At 43.2% G+C, this 18,533-nt stretch carries 15 protein-coding genes; 13 read left to right on the top strand and 2 right to left on the bottom strand.

The window, feature by feature from the left end; all coding sequences use genetic code 11:
- Positions 1-135: 135 nt before the first annotated feature.
- From bamA to AC2VOY_RS03030, 12 genes are all read left to right on the top strand, one after another.
- Positions 136-2,553, top strand: coding sequence for an outer membrane protein assembly factor BamA (gene bamA, locus AC2VOY_RS03085; protein WP_491832178.1), 2,418 nt, complete (start codon positions 136-138; stop codon positions 2,551-2,553).
- A 15-nt stretch (positions 2,554-2,568) separates the two neighbouring features.
- Positions 2,569-3,078 carry an OmpH/Skp family outer membrane protein gene (locus tag AC2VOY_RS03080; protein ID WP_491832177.1) on the top strand — a complete coding sequence of 170 codons (510 nt, stop codon included), beginning with the start codon at positions 2,569-2,571 and terminating at the stop codon, positions 3,076-3,078.
- Between the two features lie 21 nt (positions 3,079-3,099).
- A complete protein-coding gene (lpxD, locus tag AC2VOY_RS03075) occupies positions 3,100-4,122 on the top strand; it encodes a UDP-3-O-(3-hydroxymyristoyl)glucosamine N-acyltransferase (RefSeq protein WP_491832176.1) in 1,023 nt (340 codons plus the stop codon).
- A gap of 122 nt (positions 4,123-4,244) precedes the next feature.
- Complete coding sequence (fabZ, locus tag AC2VOY_RS03070) at positions 4,245-4,700, top strand: 3-hydroxyacyl-ACP dehydratase FabZ (protein WP_491832175.1); 456 nt, start codon at positions 4,245-4,247, stop codon at positions 4,698-4,700.
- Between the two features lie 43 nt (positions 4,701-4,743).
- Complete coding sequence (gene lpxA / locus AC2VOY_RS03065) at positions 4,744-5,532, top strand: acyl-ACP--UDP-N-acetylglucosamine O-acyltransferase (RefSeq protein ID WP_491832174.1); 789 nt, start codon at positions 4,744-4,746, stop codon at positions 5,530-5,532.
- Between the two features lie 217 nt (positions 5,533-5,749).
- Positions 5,750-6,886 carry a lipid-A-disaccharide synthase gene (gene lpxB, locus AC2VOY_RS03060; RefSeq protein ID WP_491832173.1) on the top strand — a complete coding sequence of 379 codons (1,137 nt, stop codon included), beginning with the start codon at positions 5,750-5,752 and terminating at the stop codon, positions 6,884-6,886.
- A 152-nt stretch (positions 6,887-7,038) separates the two neighbouring features.
- Complete coding sequence (gene rnhB, locus AC2VOY_RS03055; RefSeq protein WP_491832990.1) at positions 7,039-7,680, top strand: ribonuclease HII; 642 nt, start codon at positions 7,039-7,041, stop codon at positions 7,678-7,680.
- A gap of 43 nt (positions 7,681-7,723) precedes the next feature.
- Positions 7,724-11,206: a DNA polymerase III subunit alpha gene (dnaE, locus tag AC2VOY_RS03050; RefSeq protein WP_491832172.1), complete on the top strand. Its 3,483-nt coding sequence runs from the start codon at positions 7,724-7,726 to the stop codon at positions 11,204-11,206.
- Positions 11,207-11,439: 233 nt separating this feature from the next.
- Positions 11,440-12,402 (top strand): acetyl-CoA carboxylase carboxyl transferase subunit alpha, encoded by a 963-nt coding sequence (gene accA, locus AC2VOY_RS03045; RefSeq protein WP_491832171.1) that lies wholly within the window; start codon positions 11,440-11,442, stop codon positions 12,400-12,402.
- Positions 12,403-12,523: 121 nt separating this feature from the next.
- A complete protein-coding gene (gene tilS, locus AC2VOY_RS03040) occupies positions 12,524-13,909 on the top strand; it encodes a tRNA lysidine(34) synthetase TilS (RefSeq protein ID WP_491832170.1) in 1,386 nt (461 codons plus the stop codon).
- 69 nt (positions 13,910-13,978) lie between these two features.
- The gene (gene glnB / locus AC2VOY_RS03035) at positions 13,979-14,317 is read left to right on the top strand and encodes a nitrogen regulatory protein P-II (RefSeq protein WP_491832169.1); all 339 of its coding nucleotides are present in this window, start codon (positions 13,979-13,981) and stop codon (positions 14,315-14,317) included.
- Positions 14,318-14,344: 27 nt separating this feature from the next.
- On the top strand, positions 14,345-15,217 hold the full coding sequence (locus tag AC2VOY_RS03030) for an endonuclease/exonuclease/phosphatase family protein (RefSeq protein WP_491832168.1): 873 nt from the start codon (positions 14,345-14,347) through the stop codon (positions 15,215-15,217).
- Between the two features lie 187 nt (positions 15,218-15,404).
- Here AC2VOY_RS03030 and AC2VOY_RS03025 read toward each other — a convergent pair whose 3' ends face one another.
- Positions 15,405-16,727 (bottom strand): transglycosylase SLT domain-containing protein, encoded by a 1,323-nt coding sequence (locus tag AC2VOY_RS03025; RefSeq protein WP_491832167.1) that lies wholly within the window; start codon positions 16,725-16,727, stop codon positions 15,405-15,407.
- A 165-nt stretch (positions 16,728-16,892) separates the two neighbouring features.
- Positions 16,893-17,648: a hydroxyacylglutathione hydrolase gene (gene gloB / locus AC2VOY_RS03020; protein WP_491832166.1), complete on the bottom strand. Its 756-nt coding sequence runs from the start codon at positions 17,646-17,648 to the stop codon at positions 16,893-16,895.
- A gap of 137 nt (positions 17,649-17,785) precedes the next feature.
- Here gloB and AC2VOY_RS03015 point away from each other — a divergent pair, with 137 nt between their 5' ends.
- On the top strand, positions 17,786-18,532 hold the full coding sequence (locus AC2VOY_RS03015; RefSeq protein WP_491832165.1) for a class I SAM-dependent methyltransferase: 747 nt from the start codon (positions 17,786-17,788) through the stop codon (positions 18,530-18,532).
- Position 18,533: the final 1 nt, after the last annotated feature.

Below are 18,533 nucleotides of genomic sequence, written 5' to 3'. Positions count from 1 at the left end.
AAATTTGCAAGTAGGGTGTGAAATTTTAAGTCATGTTACACTTTTAACACTAACTTGAACTTGCAAATACAACAATAATTATTGGAATTGGTATTAACCTAAGCCCAAAAAATATAAAGGATTAACAATATATTTATGGCGATGAATCGTTTTTTACTCTCGGCCCTAGTGTTGGCGAGCTCAAGTGTTCATGCGGCAAGTTTCGTTGTCGATGATATAAAAATTGAAGGTCTGCAACGCGTTGCGCTAGGTGCTGCTTTGCTGCAAATGCCTGTTCGTGTTGGCGATAGTGTGTCTGATCAAGACATCTCAGAAGTGATTGAGTCTTTATATGCATCGGGCAACTATGACGACGTTCAAGTCTTCCAAGATGGCAATACCCTATATGTGAAAGTTCAAGAGCGTGCGAGTATTGCAAGCATTTCTTTCTCGGGTAATAAAGCGATTAAAGAAGAGCAGCTTCAAGAGAACCTAGAGGCGTCAGGCGTTCGTATCGGTGAATCTTTAGATAGAACGCAACTTAGCCAAATTGAAAAAGGCTTGGAAGACTTCTACTACAGCGTAGGTAAATACAACGCGACAGTGAAAGCTGTGGTCACGCCATTGCCACGTAACCGTGCGGACTTAAAATTTGTCTTTACCGAAGGTGTCTCGGCAAAAATTCAGCAAATTAACATTATCGGCAACGAAGACTTTAGCGATAGCGAATTGCTAGATAACTTTGATTTGAATGCCGATGTCTCATGGTGGAACTTCCTTTCTGATGATAAGTATCAAAAACAAGTTCTCGCTGGCGATATTGAGAAGTTAAAAAGCTTTTATCTTGACCGCGGTTATTTGAAATTCAATGTTGAATCAACCAATGTGGCGATTTCACCAGATAAGAAAGGTGTGTATATCACCTTGAATGTCAACGAAGGTGAACAATACACGGTTAAAGATGTCAAATTCCGTGGTAACTTGATTGATAAACAAGATGAAATCAAGGCGCTTATCCCATTTGAGCTTGGCGCGACGTATAACGGTTCACAAGTCACACAGCTTGAAGAAGATGTGAAAAAAGTGCTTGGTGAGTCTGGTTATGCTTATCCAAAAGTTCAAAGCATCCCAGAGTTTGATGATATCAATAACGAAGTCACCCTCAACATGCAAGTTGATCCGGGTAAGCGTATTTATGTGCGCGATATTCGTTTTACCGGTAACAACATCACTAAAGATGAAGTGCTTCGCCGCGAAATGCGTCAAATGGAAAGTACTTGGCTTAACTCTAAGTCAATCGAAGCAGGTAAAACGCGTCTGAACCGTACGGGTTTCTTTGAAACTGTGGATGTTCAAACTGTACGTGTGCCAGGCTCTGATGACCAAGTGGACCTAGTCTATAACGTTAAAGAAGCAAACTCAGGCAGTGTTAACTTCGGTGTTGGTTATGGTACTGAGTCAGGGGTAAGCTTCCAAGTTGGTTTGCAACAAGATAACTTTTTGGGCACAGGTAACCGTATTGGTATCAATGCTTCGACCAATGATTATCAACAAAATATCAGCCTTGAGTACCGTGACCCTTACTTCACCATTGATGGCGTGAGTTTAGGTGGTAAAGTTTTCTATAACAAATTTGAAGCAGAAGATGCAGGTATCGTTGACTATACCAACGAAAGTTATGGCGGCAGCATGAGCTTTGGCTTCCCTGTTGATGAGCTAAACTATCTGTCATTAAGTGCAGGCTATACCCATAACAAGATCTCAAACCTTGATAGCTATTTACAAATTGAAAAATTCCTAGCTGCGCAAGAAGCTGCGGGAAATGTCGATGATGAAGGAACGCTTGAAGTTGATGACTTTGATTTAACTTTATCATGGACACGTAATAACCTAGATAAAGGCTATTTCCCAACCGCAGGTAACCACCAACGCGCTTATATTAAAGCAACGTTGCCAGGATCTGACACACCATACTACAAAATGCAGTATGATGGCCGTCAGTACTTCCCATTAAATAATGCTCACTCGTTGACCTTATTATTTAGAGGGCGCTTAGGTTACGGTAACGGCTATGGCAGTGAAGATGGCAACGATAATATCTTCCCGTTCTATGAAAACTTCTATGCCGGCGGCTTCTCAACTATTCGTGGTTATGACTCAAATACTGTGGGTCCAAAAGCTGTTTATACAGAAAATAACACCACGAATAACGGGACGACAACGGCAACCGATGAAGCGATTGGTGGTAACGCCACTATGCTAGGTAGTGTGGAACTATTCTTCCCAATGCCATTTATGTCGGATGATTTTAGAAACTCGCTGCGCACAAGTGTGTTCTTTGATGCTGCGAGTGTGTGGGATACTGAGTTCGACTATACAAATAGCGATATAGATAGTGGTGGTAAATACTACTACGACTACTCAGACCCATGGAACTTTAGATATTCTGCTGGTGTCGCCGTACAATGGGTGTCACCACTAGGACCATTGGTGTTCTCACTTGCAACACCAATTAATAGTTACGATGGTGATGAAGAAGAAGTCTTCACATTTACTATCGGACAAACTTTCTAATTAAAGGAAAATATTGTGAATAAATTTATCAAAACAGCAGGTATCAGCCTTGCAATTCTTTCTTCAGCTATGTTTGCGACAGCAGCGCAAGCTGAACAAAAAGTTGGCTATGTAAGCTTTGCGCAAGTGGTCCAGTCAATGCCAGAAAGTAAAGCAGCGGGTAAAAAAATTGAATCACAAGTGAAGAGCCAAAAAGCTCAGCTTGATAAACTAGGTAAGCAAATCCAGACTAAAATCGAAGCACTACGCCGCGATGCAAAAGTAATGGATAAAGCCAAACTAGAAAAAGCACAGCAAGAAATTGCTAACCTTGATAAGAGCTACAAAGAGCGTGCGCAGCAGTACCAACAACAAACTGCTAAGCTACAATCTACTGAGCAAGAGAAAATTGCTAAGAAAGTTCAATCAGCAATCCAAAGCGTAGCAAGCTCTCAAGGCTATGACATCATTGTTGATACGCAAGCAGTACCTTACGGTAACTCTAAATATGACATCACTAGCGCTGTGATGAACAAAGTTAAATAATTAGAGAGTTAGATAATTATTATGCCTCAATTAACGCTTGCAGAAATTGCAGCTTTAACCAAAGGCACGCTACACGGTGACGGTCAAGAGATTGTCACCAGTGTATCGGCTATGGATAAAGCAAGTAAAGGCCAGGTCAGCTTCTTAACTAATACTAAATATCGTAAGCATCTTGCAGATTGCAAGGCGAGCGCTGTATTAATTAAAGAAGCTGAACTTGAGCTATGTACCACCAATGCAATTGTGGTCGAAGACCCATACGTTGCATTCGCTTATGTTGCACAAGCATTAGATACAACCCCTGAGCCTGCTGATAGCATTGCTCAAACCGCTGTGATTGGTGAAAACGTCAACTTAGGTGAAAATGTCACGATTGGTCACAACGCTGTGATCGAGTCGGGCGTGACTCTTGGGGATAATGTTTCCATCGGTGCCGGCTGCTTTATTGGTAAAAACGCAAGTCTAGGTAAAAACACTAAGATTTGGGCCAATACAAGCATTTATCATGAAGTGAAAATTGGCGCTGATTGCTTAATCCAAGCCAACACTGTGATTGGCGCAGATGGTTTTGGTTATGCCAATGAAAAAGGCGAGTGGATTAAAATCCCTCAACTTGGCTCAGTGCAAATTGGTAACCGTGTTGAAATCGGCTCATGTACCACGATTGACCGTGGCGCAATTGAAGATACAGTGATTGAAGATAATGTCATTATCGATAACCACTTACAAATAGCGCACAATGTGCACATTGGCTATGGCAGTGCACTCGCTGGTTGTACCACTGTTGCAGGTAGTGTCACAATTGGTAAATACTGTATCATTGGTGGTGCATCCGTCTTAAATGGCCACATTACGATTGCAGATGGCGTCACCATTACCGGTATGGGGATGGTTATGCGTAGTATTCCTGAGAAAGGCATCTATTCATCTGGTATTCCACTGCAAACCAATAAAGAATGGCGCAAAACAGCGACACGCGTCATGAAGATCGATGAAATGAATAAGCGACTCAAAGCACTCGAAAAAGAAATTCATCAATCTTAATTTTGGTTAGAATAACAATAATAGCGAAGATCGGCCCGTGTCGATCTTTTGCACGTTTTTAATCCCTCCAATGGCTTTCAGAAAAAGTGTGTATTGTGAGGGTAGATAAATAGGACAAGACATTGACTACTGAAACTAAAACTTTAAATATCACTGAAATTCGTGAATTATTGCCGCACCGTTATCCTTTTTTGCTAGTTGACCGTGTGACGGACTACCAAGAAGGTGAATACTTGGTTGCATTGAAAAATGTTTCAGTCAATGAGCCTCAATTTACAGGTCACTTCCCACAATTGCCAATCTTCCCTGGTGTATTGATTTTAGAAGCTATGGCGCAAGCGACTGGTTTATTAGCATTTAAAACTTTTGGCGCGCCAAAAGAGAATGAGCTTTACTACTTTGCAAGCATTGATGATGCGAAATTCCGTAAGCCTGTCATGCCGGGTGATCAGCTAATCATTAAAGTTGATTTTCTAAAAGAGCGTCGCGGCATTGCTATGTTTAATGGTAGTGCAACTGTGGATGGTGAAGTGGTTTGCTCTGCGGTATTAAAATGTGCCCGTCGCGAATTCTCATAAGAAATTGATCACTCCAAAGATTATAAGATAAGAGTAAAGCATTATGATCCATGAAACAGCTCAAATTCACCCATCTGCGGTGATCGAAGACGGCGCAAAAATTGGTGCAAACGTAAAAGTTGGCCCATTTACTTATATCACCTCAGATGTAGAAATTGGTGAAGGCACTGAAATCATGTCGCATGTGGTGATCAAAGGTCACACGACAATCGGCAAAGACAACCGTATTTTCCCACAAGCTGTCATTGGTGAAGAAAACCAAGATAAGAAATATGGTGGCGAAGTCACTTTCGTTAAAATTGGTGATCGCAATGTGATCCGTGAAAGTGCCCAAGTGCATCGTGGTACGGCGCAAGATCGTGGTGAAACTGTGATTGGTAACGACAACCTTTTATGTGTGAATGCACATATTGCACATGATGTGATTATCGGTAACCACACCCATATTGGTAACAACTCTATCTTGGGCGGCCATGTGACGGTTGAAGATTACGCTGGCGTAATGGCGCTTTCGGCTATTCACCCATTTTGTTTTGTTGGTGCTTACTCTTATATCGGCGGCTGCTCTGCTGTGGTTCAAGATGTTCCAGCTTATGTGTTGGCGCAAGGCAATCATGCATCACCATTTGGTTTAAACCTAGTTGGTTTGAAACGTAATGGCTTTGAGCGTGCTGAAATCCGCGCATTACAAAAAGCTTATAAAGAAATTTACCGCGCAGGCAAGACGTTAGATGAGGCGAAAGCGTCACTACGTGAAATGGCGACTGAATGGCCATCGATTATGCGTTTGGTTGATTTACTCGAAACCACAGATCGCGGCATTATTCGCTAATTTTTAGGTTTCTAAGGTTAAAATATATAAGGTCTAATTGCTTTGATTAGGCCTTTTTTTAGTTTTATGATTGGGCGCAGATTAAAATTGATTGTGTCCAATGCCATGGAACAAAGATTCCTTGCACAAGGATGTGCAAGGCATAGCGACCATGGATGGCTCGAGCGTCTTTGTGTAATGGTATGGATACAAGCAATTTATAGTTCGGATGGAAAGCATGAATAAACCACTAACAATAGGCATAGTCGCAGGTGAACTCTCAGGGGATACCTTAGGCGAAGGGCTTATCAAAGCCATCTTAAAGCAGCACCCAGATGCAAAATTTGTTGGCATCGGTGGACCGAAAATGATCGCCGCAGGTTGCGAATCACTCTTTGAGATGGAAACCCTCTCTGTGATGGGTCTTGTTGAAGTCCTAGGCCGCTTGCCAAGTATCCTTAAAGTCAAAAAAGGTCTTGTTGCGCACTATAGCCAAAACCCACCCGATGTGTTTATTGGCATCGACGCACCTGATTTTAACTTGCGCCTTGAAAAAGATCTTAAACAAGCGGGCATCAAGACTGTCCATTACGTCAGTCCATCCGTCTGGGCATGGCGCCAAAACCGTATTCACGGGATCAAAGCCGCCACCAATTTGGTCTTGGCATTTTTGCCATTTGAAAAAGCCTTTTATGATAAATTTGACGCCCCATGTGAATTTATTGGGCATACGTTAGCCGATCAAATTCCACTGGAATCAGACAAAACAAGCGCACGCCAAAAGCTAGGCTTAGCCCAAGATAAAACTTGGTTAGCTGTCTTGCCCGGCAGTCGTGGTGGCGAGCTAAAAATGCATTGTGAGCCGTTTATCAAAGCTTGCCAGATTTTGCATAAGGCGCACCCTGAGCTTGGCTTTGTCGTCGCACTTGTTAATCCAAAGCGTCGCGCTCAATTTGAAGAGGCGTGGCAAAACATTGCGCCAGAGCTAGATTTTGAACTTATCGATGGCACGGCAAGAAATGTCTTGGAAGCCAGTGATGTTGTCATGCTTGCTTCTGGCACAGTGGCGCTTGAAGCCATGTTGGTGAATCGTCCTATGGTGGTTGGCTATAAAGTCAATGCGTTAACCGCAGCGATAGCGAGGCGTATGCTTAAAACCAAATATGTCTCCTTGCCAAATATTCTGGCCGACAAAGCTTTGGTGACAGAATTGCTCCAAGAAGCCTGCACGCCTGAAAACCTTGCACTGGAAGTCTCACTGCTGCTCGATGATCCAAGTGAGCAACAACAAGCTTTCCATGATTTGCATTTATTAATTAAAAAAGATGCAGATACTCAAGCGGCTAATGCTGTGCTTAACTTGATTGGTGTTTGAGTATTGCCGGTGATTGATTGAATTAGCGTATAGCTGTATCAGCGCAGCAAAGTTTTCGAGGCACAAGGATGTGCCGAGTAAAGCGCCCAAGGATGGTTGCAAGCGACTTTGCGGAGTCGATATAGGTATATGCTAATCTGCGAATATATAAAATAACGAAAATAATTATGAAACCAGAACTCGAAATATTTACCTATCCAGAAGGGTATCAGCTTTTCGCCGGCGTCGATGAAGTTGGCCGTGGCCCACTCGTCGGTGATGTCGTCACCGCAGCTGTGATTTTAGATCCCAACCACCCAATTGAAGGGCTAACGGATTCTAAAAAACTCACAGAGAAAAAACGCCTTGCGCTTGTACCTGAAATCAAACAAAAAGCACTCGCTTGGGCAATTGGCCGCTGTAGCGTTGCTGAAATCGATGAGCTCAATATCCTTCAAGCAAGTTTGCTTGCTATGAGTCGCGCAGTAGACGGGCTAGAAATCACACCTGACTTTGTGTTGGTTGACGGCAATAAACTGCCAAAACTCAACCAAGCTGCGCTTGCTGTGGTCAAAGGAGACTTACGTGTGGCAGAAATCAGCGCCGCTTCGATTTTAGCCAAAGTTTGCCGCGATGAAGAAATGCAAGCACTGGATAAAATCTACCCAGAATTTGGTTTTGCTAAGCATAATGGCTATCCAACCAAGGCGCATCTTGCTGCATTGGATGCATCTGATCTTGCAAATCGAGCGGATTTACTCGCCCATTATCGAAAAAGCTATAAACCAGTCAAAAAGCTGCTAGGTTTAATGTAAGATACCCCCTATACACTTGAAATAAATACAACAAGCGATAACTATGCCAGATCCTAAGTTCATCCACCTGCGTGTCCACAGTGACTACTCCATGATAGATGGGTTGTCAAAAGTGCCACCTCTTGTCAAAAAAGTTGCCGAGCTAGGTATGCCTGCGATGGCGTTAACTGATTTTACCAACCTGTGCGGCTTGGTGAAGTTTTATAGTCAGGCGCATAATCATGGGATCAAACCTATTATTGGCGCTGACTTTAAAATGCAATCAAGTGAGCTTGGGGATGAACTGTCGCAACTCACTATTCTTGCCAAGAATAACCAAGGTTATAAAAACCTGACTTTGCTTATTTCCAAAGCTTATTTGCGTGGGCATGTCCAGCATCAGCCTGTGATTGATAAAGAGTGGTTAGTTGAGCATAAAGAAGGGCTAATTATCCTTTCTGGCGGCGCATGTGGCGAGCTTGGAATAGCACTTTTAAAAGGCAACCAAGCCATGGCTGCGCAAATGGCCGAGTTTTATCAGACCCATTTTCAAGACCATTTCTATTTAGAGCTTTTGCGCACAGGTCGCCCAGATGAAGAAACTTATCTGCATTATGCGCTTGAACTTGCTAGCGAAACCCAACTTCCAGTGGTGGCAACCAACCAAGTGGTGTTTTTAAACGCAGAGCAGTTTGACGCACATGAAATTCGCGTTGCGATTCATGATGGTTACACCCTTGAAGATCCACGTCGGCCGAAAAAATACAGCCCGCAGCAATACTTACGCACAGAAGAAGAAATGTGTGAGCTGTTTAGCGATATTCCATCTGCGCTTGAAAACTCAGTTGAAATTGCCAAGCGCTGTAATGTAACGGTGCGTTTAGGCGAATACTTCTTGCCAAACTTCCCAACCGAAGGGATGAAAATTGAAGACTATTTGGTTAAAAAATCCCAAGAAGGCTTGGAAGACCGTTTAGAATTCTTATTCCCAGATGAAAAAGTGCGCCTTGAGCGTCGCCCTGAATATGACGAACGTTTGCAAATTGAGCTTGATGTGATCAACCAAATGGGCTTCCCTGGCTACTTTTTGATTGTTATGGAGTTCATTCAGTGGTCAAAAGACAATGATATTCCTGTAGGTCCTGGGCGCGGCTCAGGTGCAGGTTCTCTGGTGGCTTATGCACTGAAAATCACCGACCTTGATCCGCTTGAATATGACTTACTTTTCGAACGTTTCTTAAACCCAGAACGTGTCTCCATGCCCGATTTTGATATCGACTTTTGCATGGATAAGCGCGATCAGGTGATCGATCACGTGGCGCAAATGTATGGCCGTGATGCGGTATCGCAAATTATCACCTTTGGTACTATGGCTGCCAAAGCGGTTATCCGTGATGTGGGGCGCGTCTTGGGGCACCCTTATGGTTTTGTAGACAGGATCTCAAAACTTGTGCCGCCCGATCCAGGGATGACGCTGGCGAAAGCTTTTGACGCCGAGCCAAAGCTGCCTGAGTTATATAACGCCGATGAAGATGTAAAAGCCTTAATCGACATGTGCCGCGTTTTAGAAGGCTGTACCCGAAACGCAGGTAAACACGCCGGTGGGGTGGTGATTTCACCAACGACGATAACTGACTTTGCGCCGCTTTATTGTGACGCAGAAGGGAACTTCCCCGTTACTCAGTTTGATAAAAATGATGTTGAAACCGCAGGTCTGGTTAAGTTTGACTTCTTGGGCCTGCGTACGCTCACCATTATTGACTGGGCTCTTGGGCTAATTAACCCAAAACTTGCGAAACAAGGCAAAGAGCCGGTGCGTATTGAAGCGATTCCTTTGGATGATCCCGCTTCATTTCGTGTGCTGCAAAACTCTGAAACAACTGCAGTGTTCCAGCTTGAATCACGCGGCATGAAAGATTTGATCAAACGTCTGCAACCAGACTGTTTTGAAGATATTATCGCATTGGTGGCCTTGTTCCGCCCAGGTCCATTGCAATCTGGCATGGTAGATAACTTTATCGACCGTAAACATGGCCGAGAAGATATCTCTTATCCTGATGTGAAATGGCAGCATGAGAGCCTAAAAGAGACCTTAGATCCAACCTATGGGATCATCTTATATCAAGAACAGGTCATGCAAATTGCCCAGATCTTAGCGGGTTACACCCTTGGCGGGGCGGATATGCTACGTCGTGCGATGGGTAAGAAAAAGCCAGAAGAGATGGAGAAGCAGCGCTCTATCTTTAAAGAAGGCGCAGAGAAAAATGGCGTTGATGGCGAACTGGCGATGAAAATTTTCGACTTGGTTGAAAAGTTCGCAGGTTACGGCTTTAACAAATCTCACTCTGCTGCTTATGCTTTGGTTTCTTATCAAACCTTATGGCTTAAAACCCATTATCCGGCTGAATTTATGGCAGCGGTCATGACTGCGGATATGGATAATACGGAAAAAATCGTCGGCCTTGTTGATGAGTGTATCCGTATGAAGCTGAAAGTCTTGCCGCCAGATGTGAACTCAGGTTTATATCGCTTTAACGTCAATGAAAAAGGCGAAATTGTTTACGGCATTGGCGCGATCAAAGGTGTTGGTGAAGCGCCAATTGAAAGCATTATCGAGTGTCGTGAAAAAGATGGTCACTTTAAAGACTTATTTGATTTTTGTGCCCGTGTCGATCTCAAAAAATGCAATAAACGCGTGATTGAAAAGCTGATCCAAGCAGGGGCGATGGATAGACTTGGACCACACCGCGCTGCGATGATGGCATCGGTTGATGAAGCCGTCAAAGCTGCGGGACAATTTCACCAAGCGCAAGCCTTTGGTCAAGAAGACATGTTCGGGGTATTAACCGAAGCCCCTGAAGTGGTCGAGCAAAAATATACCAAGGTAGCAAAATGGCCTGAAAAAGTTTGGCTTGAAGGCGAGCGTGAAACCTTAGGCTTATACTTAACCGGCCACCCGATTAATGCTTATATAAAAGAGCTGAGTCGTTACACCCATTATCGCTTAAAAGATGCGCAGCCGACACGCCGTGATCAATCTGTGACTGTTGCAGGGCTTGTGCTCAATGCACGCACCATGACGACCAAGCGTGGTTCAAATATAGGCTTGATGACGATAGATGATAGATCGTCACGTCTGGATGTGATGCTCTTTTCTGATGCACTAGAGCGCTATGCAGATTTACTCGAAAAAGACAAAATAGTGATTGTTTCGGGACAGGTCAGCTTTGATGATTTCAATGGTGGCTTTAAAATGTCAGCCCGCGAAGTCATGAGCCTTGCCGATGCGCGTGAAAAATATGCGAAAGGTGTCAGTCTTTCGCTTGACAGCTCGCAAGTTAATGACAAGTTTTTTGATAAATTCTTGCAAGTGATTGCACCATATCGTGGTGGCAGTTTACCTGTGAGTTTGTATTATCAAAATAAAGCAGCAAGAGCAAAACTCGAATTTGGCGTCGAATGGAGCGTATCCCCAAGCGATGAGTTGCTTGATTCACTCAAGCTATTACTAGGGGATAAGCAAGTAGAGTTAGATTTTAACCAATAAACTTGCATCAAAGCGTCTAGATGAGCGCAGCAGGCTCATTTAGGTTTTGGCCGATAATCAACACCTTGCTTTTTTTTCAGGTTTAATCTTGATATAGTCGGGTGTTGACAAATTTCTTAACTTGGTTGATAAACTCAATCAGCCAATACGAACTTACAATGAGACATAAGCTTACCAATAAAGGGGTTATCTCATTGAAGTAAATAGAATTAAATTTAATAAAGGATCCTTAGATGAGCCTGAACTCTCTAGAATTTGAAAAGAAAATTGCAGACTTGGAAGCAAAAATTGAAGCACTGCGTAGTGTTTCTCACCATGACGATAAAGATGCAATTGATTTGGATAAAGAAATTGAGCAACTCGAAGCAAAAAGCACAGAGCTGAAAAAGAAAATTTTTAGCGATCTTGATGCTTGGCAAGTGGCACAATTAGCGCGTCATCCTTTGCGTCCTTATACGCTTGATTATATTGAGCATATTTTTACAGACTTTGATGAGCTAGCAGGCGATCGCGCTTACGCCGATGACAAAGCCATTGTTGGCGGCATTGCACGCCTAGATGGTCGCCCTGTCATGGTGATTGGCCATCAAAAAGGCCGTGAAACCAAAGAAAAAGTAAAACGTAACTTTGGTATGCCACGTCCTGAAGGTTATCGTAAAGCATTGCGCTTAATGCAGATGGCTGAGCGTTTTAAAATGCCGATCATCACTTTTATTGACACAGCAGGTGCATACCCTGGCGTTGGCGCTGAAGAGCGTGGTCAATCTGAAGCGATTGCGCGTAACCTAAAAGTGATGTCAGGCTTAACTGTGCCAGTTATCTGTAATGTGGTGGGTGAAGGCGGCTCAGGCGGCGCACTGGCGATTGGCGTAGGTGACTATGTCAACATGCTTCAATACTCGACTTACTCTGTGATTTCACCAGAAGGCTGCGCATCTATCTTATGGCGTGACTCTGACAAAGCGCCACAAGCAGCAGAAGCTATGGGTTTGATTGCGCCACGTCTAAAAGAGCTTGAGTTGATTGATGAAGTGATCGAAGAGCCATTAGGCGGTGCTCATCGTGAGCCAGAAGAAGCGGCGAAAAACATTAAAGCTATGCTACTGACGCAGCTTTCAGCATTAGATAGCCTATCTGATGATGAGCGTTTAGATCGTCGTTATAACCGCTTAATGAGTTATGGCTACAGCGCATAAAAGTGATAATAAATAAAAAAGAGCGAGCAGCAATGTTCGCTTTTTTTGTTTGTGCGTGATGCATCGATACTTTGCTCTAATACGCTCAGCTTGATTAACCTCCATTCTAAGTGACAAATTTATGCCTCAAGATACTCCGACTTCATCATTACTCATGCAAAGCTGTTTTAGCCTGCTGGATCAAGTGCGCGCGAAGCAAAATCATTGGCTGCTGGCTTTAAGTGGTGGGGTAGACTCTATGGTGTTATTAGATCTTCTGGCGCGTTATAAAGCTCAGCACCCAGAAGATAGCTTTGCAGCGATTCATGTTCATCATGGCTTAAGCTGCAATGCTGATTATTGGGCGTCTGAGTGTCAGACACTTTGTGATGGTTATGAGATTCCATTGATTGTCGAGAGAGTTCATCTTGAGTTAGGTGCTCGTATAAGTATAGAAAAAGCGGCGCGTGATGCGCGTTACGCCGCGATTGAAAAGCATACCCAGGCGAATACTTTGGTGCTTACCGCACAACATGCTAGCGATCAAGTTGAAACCTTTTTACTTGCACTTAAACGAGGCTCTGGTCCACAAGGGCTAGGGGCAATGGCGCAAGTGCGCAAGATTGGCCTTGGGAAGCTCGTCCGTCCTTTGCTGGATGTTTCACGCAGCGCAATTGAAGCCTATGCACAGGCTGAAAATTTAACTTGGATTGAAGATGAATCCAACCAAGATCATGCCTTTGATCGTAACTATTTGCGTCATCAAGTGATCCCTCATTTTACGCAGCGTTGGCCTAGTTTTGAAAAGACCCTTGCACGCAGCGCTAAGCTTTGCGCCGAGACAGATAGTCTTTTAAAAGAATTATTAACAGATAAGCTCAGCGCGCTGATGGATAAAGACTCAAGCCTTGCCATTGAACCGCTAGATCTGGTTTCTGGAGCCCAGCGTGATGCAATTTTGCGTTTGTGGCTTGAAGCCTTAGGATTTTGCATGCCAAGCGCGGCGCAGCTTAAACACATCTGGCAGGATGTAGCCAAAGCGAAACAAGATGCCAATCCTGTTTTTTATTATCAAAATATTGAGCTTAGACGTTGGCAAGGCCGGCTGTATGCTTTTGAAAAGCTAACCGATATAGGGTATGAAAAGCTTGTGCTTGATTTAAATCGCTTGGACTCATGGGTGGAGTTGGCGCATAATTTAGGCCACTTGAAGCTCTCCTTGGAAGCGGGTGCTGGGCAAAAAGTTTATCTTGATCCAAATAAAAGCTATCAAATCCAGTTTAACCTTGGTGGGAGCACCAAACTAAAACCACAAGGGCGCCAGCATAGCCGGAGCTTAAAAAAACTGTGGCAAGAATACCAAGTGCCGACTTGGCAGCGCTCGCGTGTGCCTTTTTTAGTCGAGCTAGATGGACAAAATGTGGTCGCTGCGCTTGGTCTTTTTGTTAATCAAGTATTTAGCGATAAGCCCGGGGATAGCTATATAGCCTATTCACTTGAATATCAAATTTGTCGCGAAAGCTCATGATTTATTTATAAATAAACAGTAATATCTAAAGGTTGCTGATTTAAACATTTCAAACATAAGGATATAAAAATGAAGAAGATAGAAGCCATTATTAAACCTTTCAAACTAGACGATGTCCGAGAAGCACTCGCAGAGGTTGGCATTACTGGCATGACAGTCACTGAAGTGAAAGGCTTTGGTCGTCAAAAAGGTCACACTGAGCTATACCGTGGCGCAGAATACATGGTCGACTTCCTGCCAAAAGTAAAACTGGAAATCATTGTTTCTGATGAAAGCTTGGATGAATGCGTTGAATGTATTATTCAAACTGCGCAGACTGGTAAAATTGGCGATGGTAAGATTTTTGTCTCAAATGTTGAGCGTGTGATCCGTATTCGTACGGGAGAAGAAGATGACGAAGCTGTGTAATAACGGCTTTTAACTAGAGGTAAAGCAATGCGTTTTTTGATCGCTTTAGTTGTACTAATGGGACTTTCCAGTTTAGCTATTTGGTATGCGTTTACCGTACCAGAAACGCCGCAACTGGTTTCAATTGATACCCAAAATAAGCAACAAGCAAGTAATTATGACAAGGTTTGTTATGATGCAGAAAAAGCCAACGAAGAGACACAAGCTATTGATGTGGATGGACGTTTAGGCTTACTGGTATGGAATATTTATAAACAAAATGAAGCCAACTGGCAAACCGCGTTAGATGCTTATGCTAAAGATGCACAACTAATGATGCTTCAAGAAGCCAGCCTTAGTGATGAGTTTAAAGCTTGGATTGGCAAGCAAAGCTGGGGCGCTAGTTATGTCAGCGCATTTGAAGTCTTTGATGTGGGCGCAGGGGTATTAAACCTTGCTACATCTTTACCAGTTGAAGCTTGTGCTTATACGGCGCTCGAGCCTTGGATTTTGCTGCCTAAATCTGGTTTATATGCAAGATATAAGCTTTCAAATGGGCAAAGCCTTGCTGTGATTAATATTCATGCGATTAATTTTACAATTGGTACCAATGAATATAAAAAGCAAATTCAAGAGCTTGAAGAGGCAATTAGCATGCATCAAGGCCCTGTGATCATGGCGGGAGACTTTAATACTTGGAGTGATAAACGCACGCAAGAGCTGTTAGGTTTAACCCAGCGTTTAGGGCTCAATGAAGCAAACTTTACACCGGATGACCGTCGCTTGTTTGTGAATGGCTTGCCGCTCGATCATGTGTTTTACCGAGGTTTAAAACTAGTCGAAGCCAAGTCGATTGCAACCGATGCATCGGATCATAACCCAATGCAAGTGAGCTTTGAGTTAGAAGCGAATGAATCCTGATTCCTCTCTAAGCTCAGATGATTGTATAGCTTAGCTATTGAGAAGAAATAACAGATATAAAAAAATCAGCATCGGGCAAGCCTGAGCTGATTTTTTTATTTTACTAATCATATATTTGAACTAACAGTTGCAACGAAAGACTTATATGCGCGAGTGCGTGGGCATATCAAGTTGCATACCTCTCATTTTAGCTCTTCCAGATGACAATTTCTTGACCTACTTGTAGATTTTCTTCACTTTCTATCTGATTCCATGCGATCAGGCTCGCAACTTTTACATTATGTTTCTGCGCGATAACAGATAAGTTATCCCCAGATCTCACTGTGTAAGTTACCTTGTTCGCTTTATCTGATGGATTCGCCTTTGCAATTGCCGTTGGCTGTGCACTGGTTTTATTTTGCATTGCCAACTCAAAACGATCGCCACGTCCAGCAGGTAAGTGAATCACCTTAGGTCCTTGCGCTGGTGTATATGTGCTCAAAAACTCAGGGTTATACTTTTTAATCGTCGCAACTGAAACGCCCGCATAGCGCGCAGCATTCGCTAGGCTCACTTGACCATTAAGCTCCACGCGATCACGTGCAGGCTGATTATCAATTGGTGGTAAGCTGACACCATATTTTTGCGGATTTTTCAAAATCTCAGCCAGTGCGAGTAACTTTGGTACATAACTGCGTGTTTCTTTTGGCAAGTTCAACGCAAAAAAGTCAGTCGATTTACCAGCATTGCGGTTAGCACGGATTGCACTTGAAACGCGGCCACCACCACTGTTATAGGCAGCGATAGCATGTTCCCAGTTGCCACCAAAACGATCGTTTAAGCGGGTTAAATAGGTTAACGCTGCGCGTGTTGATGCATTGACATCTCGTGTGCCATCATACCAACGATTTTTCTTTAATCCTAAGCTGCGACCGGTTGCTGGCATAAATTGCCATAAACCTGTTGCACCACCCCAAGATTTTGCAAATGGGTCAAAGGTGCTTTCTACAGCTGGCAAAAGCGCAAGTTCAAGAGGTAAATTACGTTTTTCAATCTCTTGAGTGATCTCATATAAATATGGCTTTGCACGCTCTGAAAGCACTTCTAGGTGTTCAGGGTGTTTCTTATACCAGTTCAAGTAGTAATTTACTTGATTATTTTTTGGGACCTCAAGTGTTAGCTGCATCGCAATGCGTTGCCAGAGATCCATTTGGCTTTGTGGGGTGCCTTGCTTGGCGATTTGATTGCTTGGCGCTGCTTCTTTAGCACTCGTAGCACTCTTTGCTGCAACCTTAGTCTCGGTTGTTTGAGTGTTCGCTACTTTCTTTGGAGCGCTAGTTGAATCTTGTTTCTTTTGCTCTATCACTTTACCTGTGCGGCGTTGATAAGCTAGCTTGGCTGCTTGTTCACGCTCTTCTTGGGTGACCTGGGTTGAAGGTTTCACCGCAAGACCTGCATTGGTTTCTGGCGAGTCTAGTGTTTGACACCCTGCAATTAAGAGTGGCAAAACCCAAATTAACTTAGATTTCATTCATGCTGCCTTGTTGTAAATTGGTCGCAAATCATACTTGCTTTTAGTAGGGTTTGGCAAGTTAAATTGGCGATTTTTTGTTCGTTTTTTAAAATTTACATGTAACAAAATAACAAAATTAATGAGAATTTAGGTTTGTTTTGACCTCTAGTTAACACTTTATAATTAGAAATTGTTCTTCCATTCACGAAGTGCTGTGAAGACGTTAAGCTCAGTGAGGCTCTCGCATTTATCACTCACAGCCTTCATTACACTTGGTTCTTGGCAACGTAAGAATGGGTTTATTTGCTGCTCAAGTCTAAGCATTGTTGGCACTGTTGGGATATCTTTAGCACGCAGGCGGTTCACTTCACCGCGATAATCTTGCAATGCTTGGTTATCAGGGTCAATCACAAGCGCAAAAGAAAGGTTACTTGATGTATATTCATGTGCGCAATAAACCATAGTTTCACTTGGAAGGGCTTGAATTTTATTCAAAGATTCGAGCATTTCTTCCATTGTGCCTTCAAATACACGACCACAACCTGCGGAGAATAGCACATCGCCACAAAATAGTTTGCTGTCGCCGACATAGCCAATATGCCCTTGAGTGTGTCCCGGTAGGTTAAGCACTAAAAAGGTTTCATCAAAAATTTGGATTTGCTCACCACCTTCAACCGCATGGGTAAGCATAGGAATAGGGTCATTTTTTGGACCAATAACCAAGGCTTGCGGAAAAGCACGCACAAGCTGTGATACCCCACCGGTATGATCTTTGTGATGATGGGTTAATAAAATCGCATTTAGTTCCAGGTTGTGCTCTTCTAAGAAAGCAAGTGAAACCTCTGAGTCACCCGGATCAACTAAAATACACTGGTTGTTTTGAATGATCGCCCAAATATAATTATCTGTGAACGCGGGGATACTTTTTACGATTAACATATTGGATCTCCTGCCTATGATAAGGCATTATAATTTTAATAATATCCGCAAGGTGAGGCTTGCGCTTCAACCGTTTGGATATATACCTAAAACATCAGGTATAAACTTAGGCCACCCATTTTTGATAAGAGATAACTATGATTCAGTCCGCCCGTACAAGTCAGTCTCTGATCCAGCCGTATTCTTGGCAGCAAATTAAGCATGGTGAATTTTATCAACAGGCTTTGCAAACGCATTTAAATGAATCCTGCCCGACGTTTTTTGGTTATCATTTACTCAAAGTTGGTGGTTTAAGCTGTGAGTTTTTAACTGACACTTGTCAAATCAAACATCAAATTCACCTCGATGTAAAGTCACAATTACGAGATATTGAAGCTGATGCATTCGACTTGCCGTTTTGTGAAAAGAGTGTTGATGCAATTTTGCTCATGCATCAGTTTGATTATTGCGCAGATCCGCACCGTTTATTAAGGGAAGCGGATCGCGTGATGGTTGATGACGGTTATCTGATTTTATCTGGTTTTGAGCCTTTAAGTTTTCTTGGCGTCAAACAAGCGCTGCCTTGGTGTAAAAAGCGTCGTGAGAAAAAAGGCCTGCCATGGACTGGGCGTATGTATACGCAAGGCCGGATCAAAGATTGGTTGAGCCTTTTAAATTATGAAGTCACCGAATGTCATTCGGGTGGCTTTTTCCCTTTTATCAACCCAAGTATCATTCGCTGCGCAGATTCGATGTTAAGTCACTGTGGGCAATTTTTTGGCAGCTATTATTTTATCGTGGCGCGTAAGCGTACCTGTCCATTAAAACCGATTCGTCCACATTGGAAGGTCAAGCCAAGGTTTGCACCAGCAGGGGCGCGCTGTAAGACTAAATATGAGCCTTAGT

The organism is Vibrio sp. KMM 9700 (genome assembly GCF_058545285.1).
This window is presented reverse-complemented; position numbering and strand designations above follow the sequence as displayed.

Bases quoted from the DNA above. Each gene is read 5' to 3' on its own strand.
- bamA (WP_491832178.1), top strand. From the start codon at position 136: ATGGCGATGAATCGTTTTTTACTCTCGGCCCTAGTGTTGGCGAGCTCA.
- lpxD (WP_491832176.1), top strand. From the start codon at position 3,100: ATGCCTCAATTAACGCTTGCAGAAATTGCAGCTTTAACCAAAGGCACG.
- lpxA (WP_491832174.1), top strand. From the start codon at position 4,744: ATGATCCATGAAACAGCTCAAATTCACCCATCTGCGGTGATCGAAGAC.
- lpxB (WP_491832173.1), top strand. From the start codon at position 5,750: ATGAATAAACCACTAACAATAGGCATAGTCGCAGGTGAACTCTCAGGG.
- dnaE (WP_491832172.1), top strand. From the start codon at position 7,724: ATGCCAGATCCTAAGTTCATCCACCTGCGTGTCCACAGTGACTACTCC.
- accA (WP_491832171.1), top strand. From the start codon at position 11,440: ATGAGCCTGAACTCTCTAGAATTTGAAAAGAAAATTGCAGACTTGGAA.
- tilS (WP_491832170.1), top strand. From the start codon at position 12,524: ATGCCTCAAGATACTCCGACTTCATCATTACTCATGCAAAGCTGTTTT.
- glnB (WP_491832169.1), top strand. From the start codon at position 13,979: ATGAAGAAGATAGAAGCCATTATTAAACCTTTCAAACTAGACGATGTC.
- AC2VOY_RS03030 (WP_491832168.1), top strand. From the start codon at position 14,345: ATGCGTTTTTTGATCGCTTTAGTTGTACTAATGGGACTTTCCAGTTTA.
- AC2VOY_RS03025 (WP_491832167.1), bottom strand. From the start codon at position 16,727: ATGAAATCTAAGTTAATTTGGGTTTTGCCACTCTTAATTGCAGGGTGT.
- gloB (WP_491832166.1), bottom strand. From the start codon at position 17,648: ATGTTAATCGTAAAAAGTATCCCCGCGTTCACAGATAATTATATTTGG.
- AC2VOY_RS03015 (WP_491832165.1), top strand. From the start codon at position 17,786: ATGATTCAGTCCGCCCGTACAAGTCAGTCTCTGATCCAGCCGTATTCT.